Origin of the sequence: Ferruginibacter sp. HRS2-29 (genome assembly GCF_024343615.1) — a bacterium.
Lineage (GTDB): Bacteria > Bacteroidota > Bacteroidia > Chitinophagales > Chitinophagaceae > Ferruginibacter.
Genome location: NZ_RJUB01000158.1, coordinates 14,634 through 32,296 on the forward strand (window position 1 = coordinate 14,634; position 17,663 = coordinate 32,296).

Consider the following 17,663-nt stretch of genomic DNA (forward strand, 5'->3'; position numbering starts at 1 on the left):
TAATTGTCAATTCGTAATTATATCAGCATTCACTGAGGCTCAACGGTACATTTACCGCCAATCCCCCATCGGCCGTTTCCTTGTATTTACTGTTCATGTCGAGAGCGGTATCCCACATGGTGCGTATCACGCCGTCGAGGCTGACGCGGGCGAAATCGGGTGTGCTTTGCATGGCCAGCTGGCTTGCGGTGATGGCTTTTATGGCCCCCATGGTATTACGTTCTATGCAGGGTATCTGTACCAGTCCGCCTATCGGGTCGCAGGTCATGCCCAGGTGGTGTTCCATGGCGATCTCGGCGGCCATCAGCGCCTGCCGTTGTGTACCGCCCAGGCTTTCGGTGAGTGCGGCAGCGGCCATAGCGCTGCTTACGCCAATCTCTGCCTGGCATCCACCCATCGCCGCGGAAATGGTGGCGCCTTTTTTGAAAATGCTCCCCACTTCGGAAGCGGTCAGCATGAAATCGATGATCTTATTGTCATCATTGCCATTGCAGAACAATACGAAATATTGCAGCACAGCGGGTATCACCCCGGCAGCACCATTGGTGGGGGCAGTCACTACCCTTCCAAAGGAAGCATTTTCTTCATTTACCGCCAGCGCAAAACAGCTTACCCAATCGAGGATGTAGTTGAAATGCAAACCTCCTTCACGGATCGCTTTTATCCAGCTGTTGTAATCTGTGTATTGCTTGCCAATCAATAATTTTTTATTCAACGCCGGGGCCCTGCGTTTTACATTCAATCCGCCCGGCAGGTAACCTTCGGCATGGCTGCCACGGTAAATGCATTCTTTCATCACGCGCCAGATGTTCAGCAAACCGGCCCTGGTTTCAGCTTCACTGCGCCAGGCCTGTTCATTTTCCATCACTACTTCGTGAATACTGAGGCCGGTAGTGCGGCACCAGTGCAATAATTCATCCGATGTGTTGATAGGAAATGGTAAGGTCACGTTTACACAATTGGAAGTATCTTCTCCTTCCTTTACCACAAATCCACCACCGATGGAATAATATGTTTCGGCGATGGATTCGCCACCTTTGAGTTGTACAAGAAATGTAAGTGCGTTGGGATGAAACGGCAGCGATTCCGTAATCAGGAATTCAATATCATCTGTAGGAGTAAAATCGATCTCATGTCTTCCGCCGAGCATCAACTTCCTCATTTCACTGATGTCGCGGATCTTCGAGTCGATCGCGTTCACATCAAAAGTAACCGGGTCGTCGCCGCTGAGGCCGAGTTGTACCGCTACATCCGTACCATGCCCCACGCCGGTTTTGGCAAGCGAGCCATATAACAATACTTCGATGCTCAGCACATCATCCAGCAGTTGCTTTTGCTCCAGTGATGCGGTGAATAATTGCGCAGCCCTCCATGGGCCGAGTGTATGGCTGCTGCTGGGTCCGACACCTATTTTGAACATGTCAAAAACTGAAATAGCTTCGTGTTTCAAGCGGATCGATTTTAAAATAAAATGCCCTGGTAACGGTTTACCCGGGCAAGTTAAAGATATAAAACCAGATTACTGAACAGCAATCAGGTTAACTGTGAATCTTAAGTAAGAATTAGCAGGGATCACCAATACACCCCCCTGGTAAATAGGATTGCTGCCATACCCCAAAGATGGTGGGATATACAAAGTGAGCGTTCCGCCCGGTTTTGCCAATGGAAGCCCTTTTTTCCAGCCTTCGATGGTGCGGCCTAAAGTGAAGGTAGCCTGAGCGGAACCGTTGGTACCATCAAATTGGGCGCCTGAGAAAAGATACCCCTGGTATTGAACGGTCAGATCGGAACATAATTCAGGGGTAGCGCCGCTGCCTGCCGTACCAATGGTGTAAAAGATACCGCTCGGATGCTGAACAGCAGTAGTGATATTTTGCGCAATGAGATATTTCTTGATAGAATCGGTTTCTGCCACCGGAGCCACAACGCTCGTTTCACTATACGGGCATTTGGCGTCCTTTTTACAGGCAATAAAGAAGATAGAAACCAGGGATACTACAACGAGGAAGTTTTTTTTCATAATGAGAGGTAAGTTTATTTTTTAAGAGTCATTTTATAGTTGATTCGCTGCATTCAGCCTTTTTTGCTTGCTCTTTAATTCCTGGTAAGCCTGCTCGTTCATTTCCCATTTGAAATGCATCCTGAAATAGGAAAAGAATAATACTGCAATGAATACAGCCAGGATGATCACATTGAAACTGCCCGCCGTGGAAGCCGATATCTTGAAATACCATTCCGGAAAAAAAAGATACACCACCAGCAACGACAACACGATCGGGGCACCAAAAACCAGCGCCATCGGCAGTCCGCGGGTCAGCTTGCTGATAAAACTTCCCTGCAGGTCCCGGTTCAACTCCCAGTAACGGAGAAATGCTGATTCCTTTTCAGATAACATGGGGCAAAATTAAGAATTAAAAATTAAGAATTAAGAATGTAATAAGGCATCTCCCTGCCGGGGATAAAACCTTCGACAGAGGTACTCATTCCTAATTCTTAATTTTTAATTCTTAATTTTTTAGTTAGGTTTGTTATTCACAACTAATATGCTATGAAGTTAGAGCAGCTGATCGTACAGTATTTATATACCAGCAAAAAAGTGACCATCCAGGATATCGGCAGTTTTACAATTGCTCCGGATGTGGTACTGCCGACAGAAAACGACAAGGACGCCACTTTACCGCCCGGTGCCATCAGCTTCGAATTTGATCTGCGGGCCGCCCATGATGAGGATCTTATCAGCTTTATCACCCAACAGACGCGTAAGATCAGGCCGCTCGCCGCTTCAGATCTTGAATCATACAGCATCCTCAGCAAACAGTTTCTCAACCTCGGCAAACCGCTCACTATTGAAGGATTGGGCACATTGCAAAAAAATCAATCGGGTGTATACGAGTTCACACAGGGACAGTTTGTAAATGCCCGCCTCGAATCCGCTCCCGCAAGAGTGATTGAAAAAGACAGCGAGGAGATCAGTTTCCGTTCGCCTGAAAGAAAATCGGGCAGCAGCGTCAAAAAAGGAGGAATGATCGCTTTATTACTGCTACTGGTACTGGTGGCTGCCGCAGCCATCTTTTACATCCTCTATAAGAAAAAGGAAAAACCTGCGGAAGCTGCATTGCCAGTCACAACTGATACTGTTGCTGTCGCAAAACCAGCACCGGTAAATATGGATACGTCAACGCTGAAAACGACCGCCGATACTACCGCTAAAGTAACCCCGGCAACTCCCGTGGTTCCCAACGAAGCATATGATTTCAAAGTAGTTATCAAGGAATATAGCAGTAAAGAAGCAGCAGACAAAGCTTTTGCAAGGCTGACAAGATATGGCCATAAGCTCATCTTATCGCCGATAGATTCTGTGCGGTACAAAATATCCATGCCATTCAAAACCGGCCTGGCAGATACTACCAGGGCGAAAGATTCGCTGAGGATCTTCTTCCAGTCTAAAACTTACATTGAGTTGAAATAACCCGACAGGCTATGCGGTCATCTGTAAGAATCATTGGTTTCATCATTTTCGGGCTACTCGTGGTGGCCGATCTTTCCGGCATCCTATTGCAGTACGAGCCGCTGCACCGCTACGCAAAGCCGCTGCTGATGCCGGTTTTGTTCTTTACTGCCTTATTTTCCACCGGACCGGGAAAAGGTAAATGGCTTATTCTTACCGGACTGCTTTTTTCATTTGCCGGCGATGTATTCCTGATGTACGACCAGGAGTACCCTATCTTTTTCATCCTCGGGTTGCTATCGTTCCTTATCACACATGTGTTATATATCATTTATTTCCTGCGGATCCCATCGGCAGGAAAACCATCCCTGCTGAAAAAATATCCCGGGTTGTTCCTGCTCATATTGATCTATGTAGGCAGCCTGCTTACGTTGCTTTTCCCTTTTCTCGAAGCCCTGAAGATACCGGTATTGGTGTATGCCCTTATTTTGGGTTCAATGCTGTTGGCAGCTTTACACGCTTTTTCGAGGCTGGAACGAAAAACCGCCCTCTTTTTTGCCATTGGCGCAACCTTCTTTGTATTATCGGATAGCCTGCTGGCCATCGATAAATTCTACGCCTCCTTTGCGCAAGCCGGCTTCCTGATCATGCTTACCTATTGTGTTGCGCAATTCTTTATCGTAAAAGGATTTTTGAAGAAGTTGTGAGTTATGAGATGTTAGTTGTCAGCACAATCGTTTCCATTGAACTGACGGTAACAGTTCTATCATTCTAATATTGACCACCTTCCATTCAAAAACAAACTTCCAAACCAATATCCCTGACAACTGACATCTGGCATCCGGCAACTTTATTAAACAATTGTTTGAAAATATCAAACAATTGTTTAATTTTGCGTTTTATTTGAAAGATATGATCATTACAGAAAAACATCAGCACATTCTTGACAAAGCGGAGGAGCTTTTTGCCGGCAATGGTTTCGAAGGCACTACGGTAAGGGATATCGCCACTGCGGCCGAAGTCAATCTTGCCATGATTTCTTACTACTTCGGTTCCAAGGAAAAATTGATGGAAGCGTTGTTCAAACACCGTATGGATGGCACCAGGATGACCATTGAAGCGGTGGTTGTTAACCAGACGATCACTCCATTTCAGAAACTGGAAATATTGATCGACCAGTACATCAACCGGGTATTCGACAAGCAGGCTTTTTACAAAGTGATGCATACAGAGCAGATGCTCAACAAGAATTCGGTGATCATCAAAGTGATGAAACAGTATAAGATCGGATTCATTAACATGATCGACTCGGTAATAAAGGAAGGCAACAAAACGGCAATTTTCAAAAAAGAAGCCGACACCATGTTGTTGCTCCAAACCATGACTGGTACTGTAATTCAGACGGTGCTCAATAAAGATTATTACAAAGAATTTCATCAGCTGGGTAAAATGAAGGAAAAGGAATTCGATGTATTGTTAAAAGAAAAGCTGAGCACATACATCAAAAATCTATTTAAAGCAACACTAGGATATGAATAACAAAACCTATAGAACGGCAATGATAGCTGTTTTACTGCTGGCGGCATTTTGCAATGTTGCATTTGCGCAGCAGACCAAAAAACTGACGCTGCAGGAAGCTGTGAGCCTGAGCATTCAGAACAGTAAGAACCTGAAAATCTCCCATGCGAAGATCGATGAAGCCAAAGCGATGGTGCAGCAGGCAAATGATGCCAAACTTCCCGATTTCAATGTTAGCGGAAGTTACCTCAGGCTTAGCAGCGCCCATGTAGACCTCAAAACTGGCGGAAGCGGCAGTGGCTCTTCACCAAGCCCCAACCAGGCAATGTACGGCATGGCTACCCTTTCGCTCCCGATATATGCAGGAGGCAGAATAAAATACGGCATCGAGTCTGCGAAATATCTGCAGCGGGCCGCCGAACTGGACGCATCTGATGATAAAGAAGCCGTTGTATTCAACACCACCAAAGCTTATGTAAATCTTTACAAAGCAGCACAGGCCGTTGCTGTGGTAAAAGAAAACCTGAATACATCTAAGTCGCGTGATTCCAATTTCATCAACCTTGAAAAGAACGGCATCATGGCGAGGAACGACCTGTTGAAATCGCAGTTGCAGACTTCCAACATAGAACTGACCTTGCTTGACGCGGAAAACAATTATAAGCTGGCTACGGTGAATATGAACCTTATCCTCGGACTGCCTGAAAATGATGGCATCGAGATCGATTCTTCTTTCATCAATAGTGTAACGGATGAAAAAACATTTTTGGAATACCAGTCACTGGCGTTGCAAAACAGGAAAGATATCCAGGCGTTGGGCTTCAGAAAAAAAGCTGCCATCACCGGGTTGAAATCTGCGAAAGCGGAAACCTATCCCACCATCGGCCTGACCGGCGGTTATATTGCGGCAGATATCCCTCATTTGCTTACCGTCTACAATGCCGTAAACATAGGTGTTGGTGTAAAATATAATATCGCCAGCCTCTGGAAAAAGAATACGAAGCTGATGCAGGCCAAGGCGACAGAAGCGCAGGTGAATGCTACTGAAGAATTGCTGAATGATGAAGTGAGGTTTGGGGTTAACCAGGATTATCAGAATTACCTGTTGTCGAAAAAGAAGATCGATGTTTATCAGAAAGCGATCGAACAGGCTACAGAAAATTTCAGGATCACTAACAACAAATACAACAACAGCCTGGCTACGATCACCGATCTGCTGGAAGCGAACACGGCATTGCTGCAGGCTAAATTGAACATCGAATCCGCGAAAGCCGATGTGGTGCTGGCTTACCAGAAATTATTACAAACAACAGGAACAACTAACTATTAATAAGCTTAAATACACAATACAATAATATGTCAACAAATAATCCCGCAGCCCCTGCGCCGCAAAAGAAAAGTAAAACCTTTATTATCATCCTGGCTGTGCTGGTGATCGGTGGAGTCTGGTTTGGCCTTACGAAATATTTCCACGGCAAAAAACATGAAGAAACAGATGATGCACAGGTAGAAGCCAACATCAGCCCGGTGATATCCAAAATACCAGGATACGTTTCCAGGATATTTGTAAAGGATAACCAGTATGTAAAAAAAGGTGATACGCTTCTTGTGATCGACGACAGGGATCTTAAGATCGTACTGGAACAGGCACAGGCGGCGCTTGGTACGGCCAACAGCAACCTGAATGCTGCAGAAGCCAACAGCAATGCCTCCCGACAGAATATCAATACCACCAACGCGGCTGTCGCAACTGCTAATGCGCAGATCGAAGCAGCGAAAGTGAATGTATGGCGCACCAACGAAGACCTGAAAAGGTATGAGAACCTGGTGAAAGACCATTCTATTACGCAACAGCAATACGAACAGGCACTTGCCGCAAAACAACTAGCAGAGCGCCAGTTGCAGGTTTTGGTAGACCAGAAAAATCAGGCTTCCACGCAAACAGGTGTGGTGACTTCGCAAAGCACGGCCACTTCACAGCAGATCGGTGTAGCAAGTTCTGTGATCAAACAGCGCCAGGTGGATGTCGAAAATGCAAAATTGAATTTGTCTTATACCGTCATTGTTGCACACGAAAGCGGTTTGGTAAGCAAGGTTCCCGTGCAGGAAGGACAATATCTGCAGGCCGGCCAGTCTTTATTCAGCATCGTATTGAACAACGACAAATGGGTAGTTGCCAACTTCAAGGAAACACAATACAACAAGATGGCTGAAGGCCAGAAAGTGACCATACACGCCGACGCATTTCCTGATCATGATTTTGAAGGAGTGGTTGGTTCATTCGCGGCAGCAACCGGTTCAAGGTTCGCTTTATTGCCTCCTGATAACGCCAGCGGCAACTTCGTAAAAGTAGTACAACGCCTTCCGGTAAGGATCGAATTCACCAATAAAAACGATTCGCTGGTACAGCGTTTACGCCCGGGACTGAATGTGTTTGTGGACGTGCATGTAGCTCAATAGGTTTAGAAGGTTAGAGAGTTCATTGAGTAAGAATTTTCCTAATCTCTGAATCAACATTAAAATTTAAAGAACTTGAATAATTTATCACAGGATTCCCTGGTAGAGTATGGCAGCAGGCGGGTTATCATCACGATAACGGCCATCCTGTGCGCTCTACTGGAGATCGTAGATACTACCATCGTCAATGTGGCATTGAGCGACATGCGTGGCAGCCTTGGTGCTACCCTTCCCGAAGTGGGCTGGGTGATCACTGCCTATGCCATCGGTAATGTCATCATCGTGCCGATGACGAGCTGGTTATCCCAGCAATTCGGCCGCAGGAATTATTACGCGGCTTCGGTCATATTGTTTACCATTTGTTCGTTTTTGTGTGGTAATGCCAATGGCATCTGGGAACTGGTGGCATTCCGCTTCCTGCAAGGTGTGGGTGGTGGTGCATTGCTGGTGACTTCGCAGACGATCATCACCGAATCATACCCTGTTGAAAAACGCAGCATGGCGCAAGCCATCTACGGACTTGGGGTGATCATCGGCCCCACACTCGGCCCGCCATTGGGTGGCTATATCGTCACAAACTCAACATGGCCGTACATATTCTACATCAATATTCCGATCGGTGTTGTGGCGGCACTGCTGACATTACAATTTGTCCGCAGCCCGAAATATGCTGAGAAAAAAGCCATGAATGAAATAGATTGGCTGGGTATAGGTTTACTGGCATTGACCGTCGGTTCCCTGCAGTATGTATTGGAACGCGGACAAGAAGACGATTGGTTCAACAGCAGCACCATCTTGATACTGTTCGTACTGGCGATACTCGGCGGGTTCTTTTTTATCTGGCGTGAGCTGACCTACAAAAACCCTATTGTAGACCTTCGGGTATTGAAGAATGGTAACCTGCGCATCGGGACGCTGCTCTCCTTCATACTCGGTTTCGGGCTTTACGGCTCTACATTTATTATCCCGCTTTATACCCAAACCATCCTGGGCTGGACAGCTCTCGAATCGGGCGCTTTGATGATCCCGGCGGCATTGACAACCGCTTTCATGATGCCGGTCATCGGTAAACTTTTGCAACGCGGCATCCCGCAACAATATCTCGTAGCGGGGGGGATGGCCGTCTTCTTCATCTACAGTTTCTGGGGTTATAAAATATTAACTCCCGATACCGGCGCCGATGCATTTTTCTGGATGCTGATAGCCCGTGGTGTGGGGCTTGGGCTGTTGTTCATCCCTATCACAGCATTGTCACTGTCTACATTGAAAGGCCAGGAGATCGGACAGGGTGCGGCTTTCACCGGTATGATGCGGCAATTGGGTGGTTCGTTTGGCGTAGCCATGATCACCACATTTCTTACCCGGCAAAACATGGTGCACCGCAACGACCTCGTAAGCCATCTGGATATCAATAATCCTTTGGTGATGCAGCGCCTGAATATGCTCAAACAAGGGTTCATGGCTAAAGGTAAAGTAGCCGATGAAGCACTTAAAATGGCCTATGCCGCTATGGATGGCTCGGTAACCAAACAGGCAGCTGTACTTTCATACATGGACGTATTCCTATATCTCGGCATCATGTTCCTTATCTGTATACCATTCATGCTGATGGTAAAAGGCAATAAGGGCAAAGCCAAAAAGATCGATATGGGCGACATGCATTAATACGGACGTGATCATTTATATAAAAGGCCCGTCAGCTGCAACGCGACCGGCTTTTGCGTTCCGGCAGTTTGGCGATAACACATATCTTTGTATAAACCTTTTAATATGAAGATCATTCTCCCGATAATAATTTCAGCCACATTGTTTACCGCATGTAATTCATCTGATAGTAAAACGCCTACTCCGGAAACTCCGGCAGATACAGCCACTATTGCCGCTCCGGCAAAAAAAGATTCGGCGGTGGTATCCGGCGAATTGCTGGTAAACGGAGGAAATTATTCTGAAAAAGAAAAAAAGATCCTCGACAGGATCGCCCAACTGCCTGAATTCAAAAAGTCTTACAAATACATCGATTCGCTTACAGACCATAAACATGGCTTGTCTTCCATGATATTCAAACCGCAAAAAGGGGAGAAATTTTATTATGTAAAAGTGGGTTACAGCAGCCCGGAAAGGTTTGAGACCTATTATAATTTTTACGTAGACAGTACCACATTCGCCATTAATGTCGATGATGTGGTGGAAGCGGATATCGTGCCCATTGCTGAATGGAGAAAACGGGAAGCAAAAAGAAAATAATAGTATATTGCTGAAGTTTCCGGCACTGACAATTCTGGAATACGGTAAATAAAATTGTGCAAATATCAACTCATCACATCTGAACAGGATTGTCATGATCATTGATAACCCTTTTTTAAATATGCTGTATGAAAAGAGTTTTGTTAGTTTTTTTATTGTTGTTCTTCATTTCTAAAATTTCGCCGGCACAGGATTGTATCCTTAAAGATACCCTGCTCCGGGTCGATTTCGGAACTGCCGCGATACCTCAAGGTTTCAATCTCAACAAACTTTCTGAATACCGGAAGATCACCGGCAATTGCCCTGATGATGGTATGTATGCTTTCGTAACGTCTACCGCCAATTGTTATTCCGATCACTGGCATACTTTAAGCGAAGACCATACTCCCGGAGATTTTATGGGCAACATGCTCATTGTAAATGCGTCATACAGGCAGAGTTTATTTTTTTATGCAAATCTTGCCGGACTTAAGCCTGGCAAGCGTTACGAGCTCAGTACATGGCTGCTCAATCTCTGCAAACAAAATAATGATTGCACCGCTACCCTTCCTGATATCACGATCGTACTCGAAACGATTGATGGAAAACAGATCGCAAAATTCAATACAGGCAGTATTGATCAAACTTCATCCGGTGTGTGGAGGCGGTTTTTCAGCACATTTTCCACGCCAGCCGATATGGGTATCGCGTCGCTGAAATTTTACACCAATGCACCTGGTGGATGTGGCAATGACTTTGCCATGGATGATATCACGTTCCGTGAATGTTACCTGCCCGAACCAGTAGTGGTTACCCCACCGCCGAAAAAGACCACCCCGTCACCGGTAGTGGTAAGACCTGCGGTGAAAAAGATTCCTGAAGAGAAATCATTGACAAAAAAGACCTCCGTGCCGGTGAAAGTTGTGCCGAAAGATATTCCTGCACAACCGGCACAGATCAAAGCGGCGGCCATCCGTGCAGAGATCCCGGCTGCCATCAGAACGAGGGAAAACCCGGTGATAAAGACCATTGAATCCGTGCCAGGAACGCTTCTTATCGAACTGTACGACAATGGCACCATTGATGGCGATACGGTAAGCATTTACCTCAATAATGTGCTGGTTGTTTCAAGGGCCGGATTGTCGGAAAAACCCATCAGCGTGAAAGTCAATATCAACAAGGATCTTCCCCACCAGGAACTTATCATGGTGGCAGAAAATCTCGGTTCTATCCCACCGAATACATCGCTGATGGTAGTGACATCCAAAGGCAGAAGAGAAGAAGTTTTTATTTCATCTACCAGACAGAAAAATGCAAAGCTGGTGATCGAGCTTAAGGAATGATAATCAGCCTGCTGCCATCCTGACCCAGGATAATGCTGCAGTATTCAACACCAGTTATTTATTGCTTAATTTCATTCCATGAAAATCTTGTGGCAATACCTCAGGCCCTTCAAATGGCTGGTGATACTATCGCTGGCACTGGCAGGCATCACACAATTATTATCGTTGATCGACCCGTTGATCTTTGGAAAGATCATCGACGAATACGCACTCAATCCGCAAAAGAAACCTGAGAGCGAACTCGTGAATGGTGTGTTGTGGTGGCTGGCGATTGCAGTAGGTGTGGCAATGGCAGCCCGGCTGGCTAAAACTTTCCAGGATTATGTATTAAGATTGGTGGTGCAGAAATTCGGGATGCAGATATTCAACGACGGACTGAAACAGACGCTGCGACTGAGTTACCAGGAATTTGAAGAACAACGCAGCGGCGAAACATTATCCATCCTGCAAAAAACAAGACGGGATACGGAGTCGTTCATCACTTCCTTCATCAACATACTTTTTTCTTCACTGGTAGGCATTGGGTTCCTCGTATGGTATGCCATCAACAAACACTGGGCGCTGATCCCGGTTTTTCTTATCGGTGTATTGTTACTTGGTGGGCTCACAGGATTGCTTAGCAAAAAAATAAAAACCGTACAACGTTCCATCTTCCGCGAAAATGCAAAGATGTCGGGCAGCATCACGGAGTCGCTGCGCAATATCGAGCTGGTGAAAAGCCTCGGGCTCACTTATTCCGAAATAAGACGGCTGAAAGGACTCACACAAAAGATATTCGATCTTGAAATGGAAAAAGTAAAGAAGGTACGTACACTTTCTTTTTTGCAGGGCACTACGCTTAACATACTCAAACAATCCATCCTTTTTATTTTGCTCTGGCTGATATTCAGGCATGTACTTTCCCCCGGAGAACTCATTTCCATGCAGTTCATCACCAACACGATCTTCGGCCCCTTGCAGGAATTAGGCAATATCATCCTCTCTTACCGCGAAGCCGAAGCATCGCTTCAAAATTTTGATGCATTGATGAAAAAGCCCGTGGAATACCGTCCTGAAGAACCTATTGATGTAGGCGAGATGCAGAGCCTGCAGTTTGATAAAGTAGTTTTCAGGCACAAAACAGCCGCGGAAAATTCTATCGACCATATCTCATTTTCTGCCAAAGTGGGTGACTCCATTGCATTTGTAGGCCCGTCAGGTTCGGGAAAATCCACACTCGTTAAATTATTGGTGGGGCTTTATGCACCTGTTGAGGGGAATATTTATTTCGACGGCATATCGGTGAAGGATATACGCTACAACCGCATCCGCAAGCAGATCGGTTTCGTAACGCAGGAAACACAATTGTTTGCCGGCACCATCCGCGACAATCTTCAGTTCACCAAGGCCGGCGCCACCGATGAAGAGATGACCACTGCATTGACGAAAGCCTCTGCCGGCAAGCTTTTACAAAAATCCGACAAAGGATTGGACACGATGCTCGGCGAAGGCGGCACTAAATTATCAGGTGGCGAAAAACAACGTTTGTCAATCGCCCGTGCTTTGCTCCGCAATCCACGACTGTTGATATTTGACGAAGCTACTTCGGCACTCGACAGCCTTACGGAGGAAGACATTACAGAAACGATCCGTAATATTGCCGCAGAGCAAAAACAGATCATCATCTCCATCGCACACCGGCTAAGCACTATCATGTATGCCGACAGGATCTATGTGCTCGAGAAAGGCCGTATCGTTGAAACCGGATCTCATCATGAACTGGTAGAAATGAAAGGATTGTATTACGCCATGTGGAGGCAGCAGATCGGTGAAAGAAAAATGATTGTACCGGAAGTGGTTGTAAATACTGAAGAAGACATTGTGGATAATGTATGATGTATGATCTATGATCTATGATGTATGATGTGAGATGAAATGTATGATGGATGATGGATTTTTTTTTAGGTTTGAAAATTCTTTCTGTTTTACAAAATACTACGAATCGGAAGACATCATACATCTCACATCATACATCATACATTTTTATATTTTTTCCAGAAATGCAAATATTTTATTCCTTTTGAAGTTTTAAACCTGGTCGGTATCTGCTGCCAATTTCCCTTACCATTACTTTTCCAAACAAGAAAATGAAGATGAGGAACCGCAGCATACCCGGTTTTACCGCTCAACGAAATCAATTGGCCCTGTTTAACGGTATCGCCTACCTGCACCAATGCGCCGTCTTTTTGCAAATGCCAGTAACCGGCTCTTGTACTATCGCTGTGTTCAATTACGATATTATTTCCATACGGCCGGTACTTCTTATTAAGTCCGCCCCTGTCGCCATCTTCTTTGACGCGAATGACAACACCTCCCCTGGCTGCACAGATCCCGGTTCCTCGTTTCATGTTGAAGTCGAGCGCCGCCCGCTCTTTGTGCGAAAAATGGCTGAAATACCCCTGGATGACACGAAATGATTTCCCTTGCTTGTAAGGCAAAGCGTATACGAAACTTGTATCGTCTTTGACAGTTCCGTTCAGCAGGCCTCTCACTTCTTTACGCTGGGGGTTCTTGCTGACGCCGCATGCAGCCAATACCAGGCATATAAATACAATGAATACCCTCATCAAAAAATCATTAAATTATTTTACGGCGCTCAATGAATACACCATCGGGATAAGATCGTCCAGGGTTTTTATCCTGAACTTTCCTTTTTCAAATTCGTAGGTATTATTGAAACAATCGTAGGGTGAATAATCATATTCTTCAAACGACCTGATCGTAAGCCCTTGCCGCAGAAGGCTACCGAGCACTTCCGCAAGTCCGTGATTCCAGCTGATGGCAGTGGCCTGCATATCGGCAGATTTATCCGCATAGGTACCTTTTTCCATTTCAACGATCGGATCGCTTTTAGAATACCGGTACGTGATCTTGCTAAAATCATTGTCGAACATCCATACTACAGGATGAAATTCTACAAACACAAATTTGCCCCCTGGCTTAAGATAACGGTTAACTATAGACGCCCATTTATCCAGGTCGGGCAGCCAGCCGATGGTGCCATAGCTGGTGAAGACAAGATCAAATTGTTTATCAAGATGTTGCGGAAGATCGTAAATATCACAACAGATGAAATCCGCATCGGCATTGAGTTCTGTGGCTAGCGACTTCGCTGCTCCTATAGCATTATCCGAAAGATCAACACCGGTTACACTTGCTCCCATCCGTGCCAGCGAGATGCTGTCTTGCCCAAAATGGCATTGCAGGTGAAGAATGGATTTGCCACTAACGTCGCCGAGTAAACGCAGTTCTATTTCGTTGAGTGTATTCCTTCCTTCTTTAAATCCTTTCACATCGTAAAATTCCGAAGCGACGTGAAAACCTGTTTTGGCATTCCATAATGCTTTATTGATTGCCACGTAATTATTATGTTCTGACATTATAAGTTATTTATTTGGCTAAAAGTTAAACTGATCATTTCATCACTTCATGTTGTATCACATCATGCCAGCTAAGCCTGTGCAGGTAAGCTTCCTGGCCTAAGTAGTATCAAAAGCGTCATTCTCCGTTAAGGACTTCCCGCAATTTGCGGAAGTTGCTCTGCATGATAAAAGATCAATGCGATGAAACGGCTTTCAATCCGACTATGGATGCGATTAAAGTTACAATAAAAAATACACGCCAGAAGTCCGCAGGTTCTTTAAATACAAAAATCCCGATGAGAACCGTGCCCACTGCTCCCACGCCTGTCCATACCGCATATGCGGTACCTATGGGCAATGTCTGTGTAGCTTTTATCAGCAACAACATACTAACGGTCAGGCATACCAGAAAACCGATAAACCAATATACTGATGTAGTCCCGGTCGTTTCTTTTACTTTACCAAGACAAGTCGCGAACGCCACTTCGAAGAAGCCGGCGATGATAAGGATGATCCAATTCATAGTTTAGAGTTTAGAGATTAGGGTTTAGGGGGGCTAGACACTTACGGCCTAAACCCTGATCCCTAATCTATAATCTTATTTTTATTCCGCCATTAAAAACAAATCCTTCTGTGTGGTTCCATATCTCGTCAAAAGTTGGTGCGGTATGGCTGCCATTCACTACGTTCTTGTATTTCGATTGGCGGGTATCGGTAAAGTTTTCAAAGTTCACATAAACTGAAATTTTCGAAAACACTTTTTCCGCCATGAATCCGAATTCACTGAAAGATGGTGTGCGATAACCGTTGGTCAGGTATTGTCTTCCTGTGAAATAACCTTCCAGTCCCAGTTTGAGGAACCCTTCTTTTTCATAGATCAATGCGGTGTTTAATTTGCCGCGGGGCACCAATGGCAGAAACTGGTTTCCTGCAAGATACTTCGCTTTTGTGTCGGTAAAAGTATACCCGAGGAACAATTTAAAAAACCGTTTGTAAACCAGTTTCGCATTCGTTTCAAAACCCAGGGTATTCACGGGTTTCGAAGCATTCTGGAAAAAATATTGATCGGGCATTCCCGGTGAAGCTGTCAGTACAAGCGGTTTGCGGATATTGGTGTAAAAAAACAGGTGATTGAAACTGAAAGAAAAATCGTCGCCAAATCTTGTCCGATAATCGATATCCGCGGTACCGCCATAACTTTGTTCGGCAATCACATTGTTGAGTTGCTGCACTCCAGAATACTGAATCGTTTCCGTTTGTTCGGTAAACAATGAAGGCGCCTTATACCCCATTCCTCCGCCAATGCGGGAAGAAAGATGATCGTTGTATTTGATCAGCAACGATACCCTGGGCAGCAGGAAAAAAGTGGTCTTTGAATAAATATCATTTTTATAATTTACAAGATCGGCCCTCAGACCGGTTTCCAGCTTTATTTTTTCAGAGGCATCCCAGGTATGCTGCGCATAGGCGCCACCGGTAGTTGTGGTATAATTTCTTTTTTGAAATGAGCTCGTGTCTTCGCGGAATTGATTGTAAAGAAAATTAGCGCCCACTACCAGCGAGTGTTTTTTCGCATTGGCTACATAAGAGACATCTGTAAATGCATTTAATTCGTTGCCTCCAAATTGGTAGCCGGGAACAATTATATCCCTGTCGAAATAACTGATACTTTGTTTTGCCACCAGGCTTTTTCCTTCGGCAAGTTTTTTATCGAGCTGCAACGTGGTGATGTTTCGTAATGTATTGTTCTTTTCAAAATACCGGTGATCCGCACTGGTATTATTTTTAATCGCCTCAACATCTCCTCCCGTGCGTTTGCCTTTTGTAAAACTATTTCCGATCTGGATGGTCGTTTTGTCATTGGGATAAAAAAACAATTTCGGATGTATCGTAAATTCGTCCGACTCAGGCACTTCTGTAAAATCATCTTTGTCAACATCATACAATTTCTGATGATTGTAAAGCGCCAGCAAAGTATAACCGAATTTATTTTTCTTTGCTGAAAGAAATGCGCCAACATTTGCCTGGCCAATGTTGGAATAGTTCAGCAAAAAATTATATTCCGGTTTGTCCTTAGGGGTTTTAGAAACAAAATTGATCACACCGGCAATAGCGCCACCGCCGTACAATGGCGAAGCCGGGCCCTTTATGATCTCCACCTGTTTAAGATCGAGCGGCGGAATTTCCAGCACGCTCAAACCGCTGGAAAAATTGCCGAAATTGGGGAACCCGTCTTTCAGCAATTGCGTATAACGTCCGTCCAGCCCTTGTATGCGCACACTGGCATTCGCTGAAGTGGCGGATGTTTGCTGCATCTGAATCCCGGTACTTTCATGCAGGATCATCGCAACGTTGGCCGGGCGCATATTACTCTTCTCATCAATTTCTTCGAGTGATATAGCTTCCACCCTGGTTGGTACATTGGCTATCGTGCGGCTGGTACGGGTAGACTGCACCACCACTTCTTCCATCTCTTCTTCCTCCGATCCTGTCAGCCTTATTTCGATCGTTCCTTTCTCAAGTTCTTTCAGAGTGATCTTTACATTGACTTCCTCAAATCCAAGTGCGGTGATTTCTGCCGTGAGCTCTGCCGGGATAATATCTTGGAATGTCGCCACTCCATTGCTGTCGGCAACTGCTGACTGTGCGGTGCCTTTCAATTGCACGGTGGCACCCGCCACTCCGGCGCCGCTTTCTTTTGCGGTGATGGTAAATCGTATTGTTTTTTGTGCGCCTGCCATCAGTGTACTGAATAGCAGTATGGCTACAAATGAATATATTTTGTACATGATAAAGATTAGTGATTAGAGATTAGTGTTTACGGAGAAGTTTAGGGTTTAGAATTTAGCGTTTAGGAGAATTTCTTCTCAATTCTAATCTCCAAACCCTAAACTCTAAACTATCTCTGTGGGGGCTGCCAGATAGGATAATGCATATCTGAGATAGATGCATCAAAATGAAAGGTAAAATTTCGCGGTTCGAAGGGTTGTCTGGCAGGCGTTGTATAATTCAGGTATTTCGCCAATGCGTGATTGCAACAGGTACAGCTGCATAGTGGCGGGCAATCGTCTTCGTGATCCTGCTGATCATGCGAATGTTCTTTTTGTTGCGAAGCTATTTCTGTCGGGGAATTTGGCGTATCAGCACAAGCCTGCAATTCGTTGCAGGGCAACAACACCAGGCTGAAAAAATACAGGACAAAAAGTTTAAAAAACAGTTTCACGGAGGCAAAGATAAGGAATGAGTGGATGAGGCAATGGGTGAATAAGTGAA

The 17,663-nt window shown here is 45.2% G+C and carries 17 protein-coding genes; 9 read left to right on the forward strand and 8 right to left on the reverse strand.

Annotated elements, in window-relative coordinates; all coding sequences use genetic code 11:
- Positions 1 to 22: 22 nt before the first annotated feature.
- The 3 genes from EGI32_RS18855 to EGI32_RS18865 form a co-directional block, all read right to left on the reverse strand.
- Positions 23 to 1,450 carry an L-serine ammonia-lyase gene (locus tag EGI32_RS18855; RefSeq protein WP_255157158.1) on the reverse strand — a complete coding sequence of 476 codons (1,428 nt, stop codon included), beginning with the start codon at positions 1,448 to 1,450 and terminating at the stop codon, positions 23 to 25.
- Between the two features lie 69 nt (positions 1,451 to 1,519).
- A complete protein-coding gene (locus EGI32_RS18860; RefSeq protein WP_255157160.1) occupies positions 1,520 to 2,020 on the reverse strand; it encodes an FKBP-type peptidyl-prolyl cis-trans isomerase in 501 nt (166 codons plus the stop codon).
- A 33-nt stretch (positions 2,021 to 2,053) separates the two neighbouring features.
- Complete coding sequence (locus EGI32_RS18865) at positions 2,054 to 2,395, reverse strand: hypothetical protein (RefSeq protein ID WP_255157161.1); 342 nt, start codon at positions 2,393 to 2,395, stop codon at positions 2,054 to 2,056.
- 153 nt (positions 2,396 to 2,548) lie between these two features.
- Here EGI32_RS18865 and EGI32_RS18870 point away from each other — a divergent pair, with 153 nt between their 5' ends.
- From EGI32_RS18870 to EGI32_RS18910, 9 genes are all read left to right on the forward strand, one after another.
- Positions 2,549 to 3,469 (forward strand): hypothetical protein, encoded by a 921-nt coding sequence (locus tag EGI32_RS18870; protein ID WP_255157163.1) that lies wholly within the window; start codon positions 2,549 to 2,551, stop codon positions 3,467 to 3,469.
- An 11-nt stretch (positions 3,470 to 3,480) separates the two neighbouring features.
- Positions 3,481 to 4,155 carry a lysoplasmalogenase gene (locus EGI32_RS18875; RefSeq protein ID WP_255157165.1) on the forward strand — a complete coding sequence of 225 codons (675 nt, stop codon included), beginning with the start codon at positions 3,481 to 3,483 and terminating at the stop codon, positions 4,153 to 4,155.
- 205 nt (positions 4,156 to 4,360) lie between these two features.
- On the forward strand, positions 4,361 to 4,987 hold the full coding sequence (locus EGI32_RS18880) for a TetR/AcrR family transcriptional regulator (protein ID WP_255157167.1): 627 nt from the start codon (positions 4,361 to 4,363) through the stop codon (positions 4,985 to 4,987).
- Positions 4,988 to 5,006: 19 nt separating this feature from the next.
- Entirely contained in the window at positions 5,007 to 6,296 is a 1,290-nt protein-coding gene (locus tag EGI32_RS18885) for a TolC family protein (protein ID WP_255157170.1), read from the forward strand.
- A 26-nt stretch (positions 6,297 to 6,322) separates the two neighbouring features.
- The gene (locus EGI32_RS18890; protein WP_255157172.1) at positions 6,323 to 7,426 is read left to right on the forward strand and encodes an HlyD family secretion protein; all 1,104 of its coding nucleotides are present in this window, start codon (positions 6,323 to 6,325) and stop codon (positions 7,424 to 7,426) included.
- Positions 7,427 to 7,498: 72 nt separating this feature from the next.
- Complete coding sequence (locus EGI32_RS18895) at positions 7,499 to 9,088, forward strand: DHA2 family efflux MFS transporter permease subunit (RefSeq protein WP_255157174.1); 1,590 nt, start codon at positions 7,499 to 7,501, stop codon at positions 9,086 to 9,088.
- 105 nt (positions 9,089 to 9,193) lie between these two features.
- The gene (locus tag EGI32_RS18900) at positions 9,194 to 9,667 is read left to right on the forward strand and encodes a hypothetical protein (protein WP_255157176.1); all 474 of its coding nucleotides are present in this window, start codon (positions 9,194 to 9,196) and stop codon (positions 9,665 to 9,667) included.
- Between the two features lie 128 nt (positions 9,668 to 9,795).
- The gene (locus EGI32_RS18905; protein WP_255157178.1) at positions 9,796 to 10,989 is read left to right on the forward strand and encodes a hypothetical protein; all 1,194 of its coding nucleotides are present in this window, start codon (positions 9,796 to 9,798) and stop codon (positions 10,987 to 10,989) included.
- Positions 10,990 to 11,067: 78 nt separating this feature from the next.
- Complete coding sequence (locus tag EGI32_RS18910) at positions 11,068 to 12,864, forward strand: ABC transporter ATP-binding protein (RefSeq protein WP_255157179.1); 1,797 nt, start codon at positions 11,068 to 11,070, stop codon at positions 12,862 to 12,864.
- A gap of 137 nt (positions 12,865 to 13,001) precedes the next feature.
- On the opposite strand, the gene EGI32_RS18915 is transcribed toward EGI32_RS18910, so the two are convergent.
- From EGI32_RS18915 to EGI32_RS18935, 5 genes are all read right to left on the reverse strand, one after another.
- The gene (locus tag EGI32_RS18915; protein WP_255157181.1) at positions 13,002 to 13,595 is read right to left on the reverse strand and encodes a M23 family metallopeptidase; all 594 of its coding nucleotides are present in this window, start codon (positions 13,593 to 13,595) and stop codon (positions 13,002 to 13,004) included.
- Between the two features lie 15 nt (positions 13,596 to 13,610).
- Entirely contained in the window at positions 13,611 to 14,408 is a 798-nt protein-coding gene (locus tag EGI32_RS18920) for a bifunctional 2-polyprenyl-6-hydroxyphenol methylase/3-demethylubiquinol 3-O-methyltransferase UbiG (protein ID WP_255157183.1), read from the reverse strand.
- A 175-nt stretch (positions 14,409 to 14,583) separates the two neighbouring features.
- Positions 14,584 to 14,913, reverse strand: a complete 330-nt coding sequence (locus EGI32_RS18925) for a multidrug efflux SMR transporter (protein ID WP_255157193.1) — start codon at positions 14,911 to 14,913, stop codon at positions 14,584 to 14,586.
- A gap of 67 nt (positions 14,914 to 14,980) precedes the next feature.
- Positions 14,981 to 17,179, reverse strand: a complete 2,199-nt coding sequence (locus EGI32_RS18930) for a TonB-dependent receptor (RefSeq protein ID WP_255157195.1) — start codon at positions 17,177 to 17,179, stop codon at positions 14,981 to 14,983.
- Positions 17,180 to 17,289: 110 nt separating this feature from the next.
- A complete protein-coding gene (locus tag EGI32_RS18935) occupies positions 17,290 to 17,613 on the reverse strand; it encodes a DUF6660 family protein (protein ID WP_255157197.1) in 324 nt (107 codons plus the stop codon).
- Between the last annotated feature and the right edge of the window lie 50 nt (positions 17,614 to 17,663).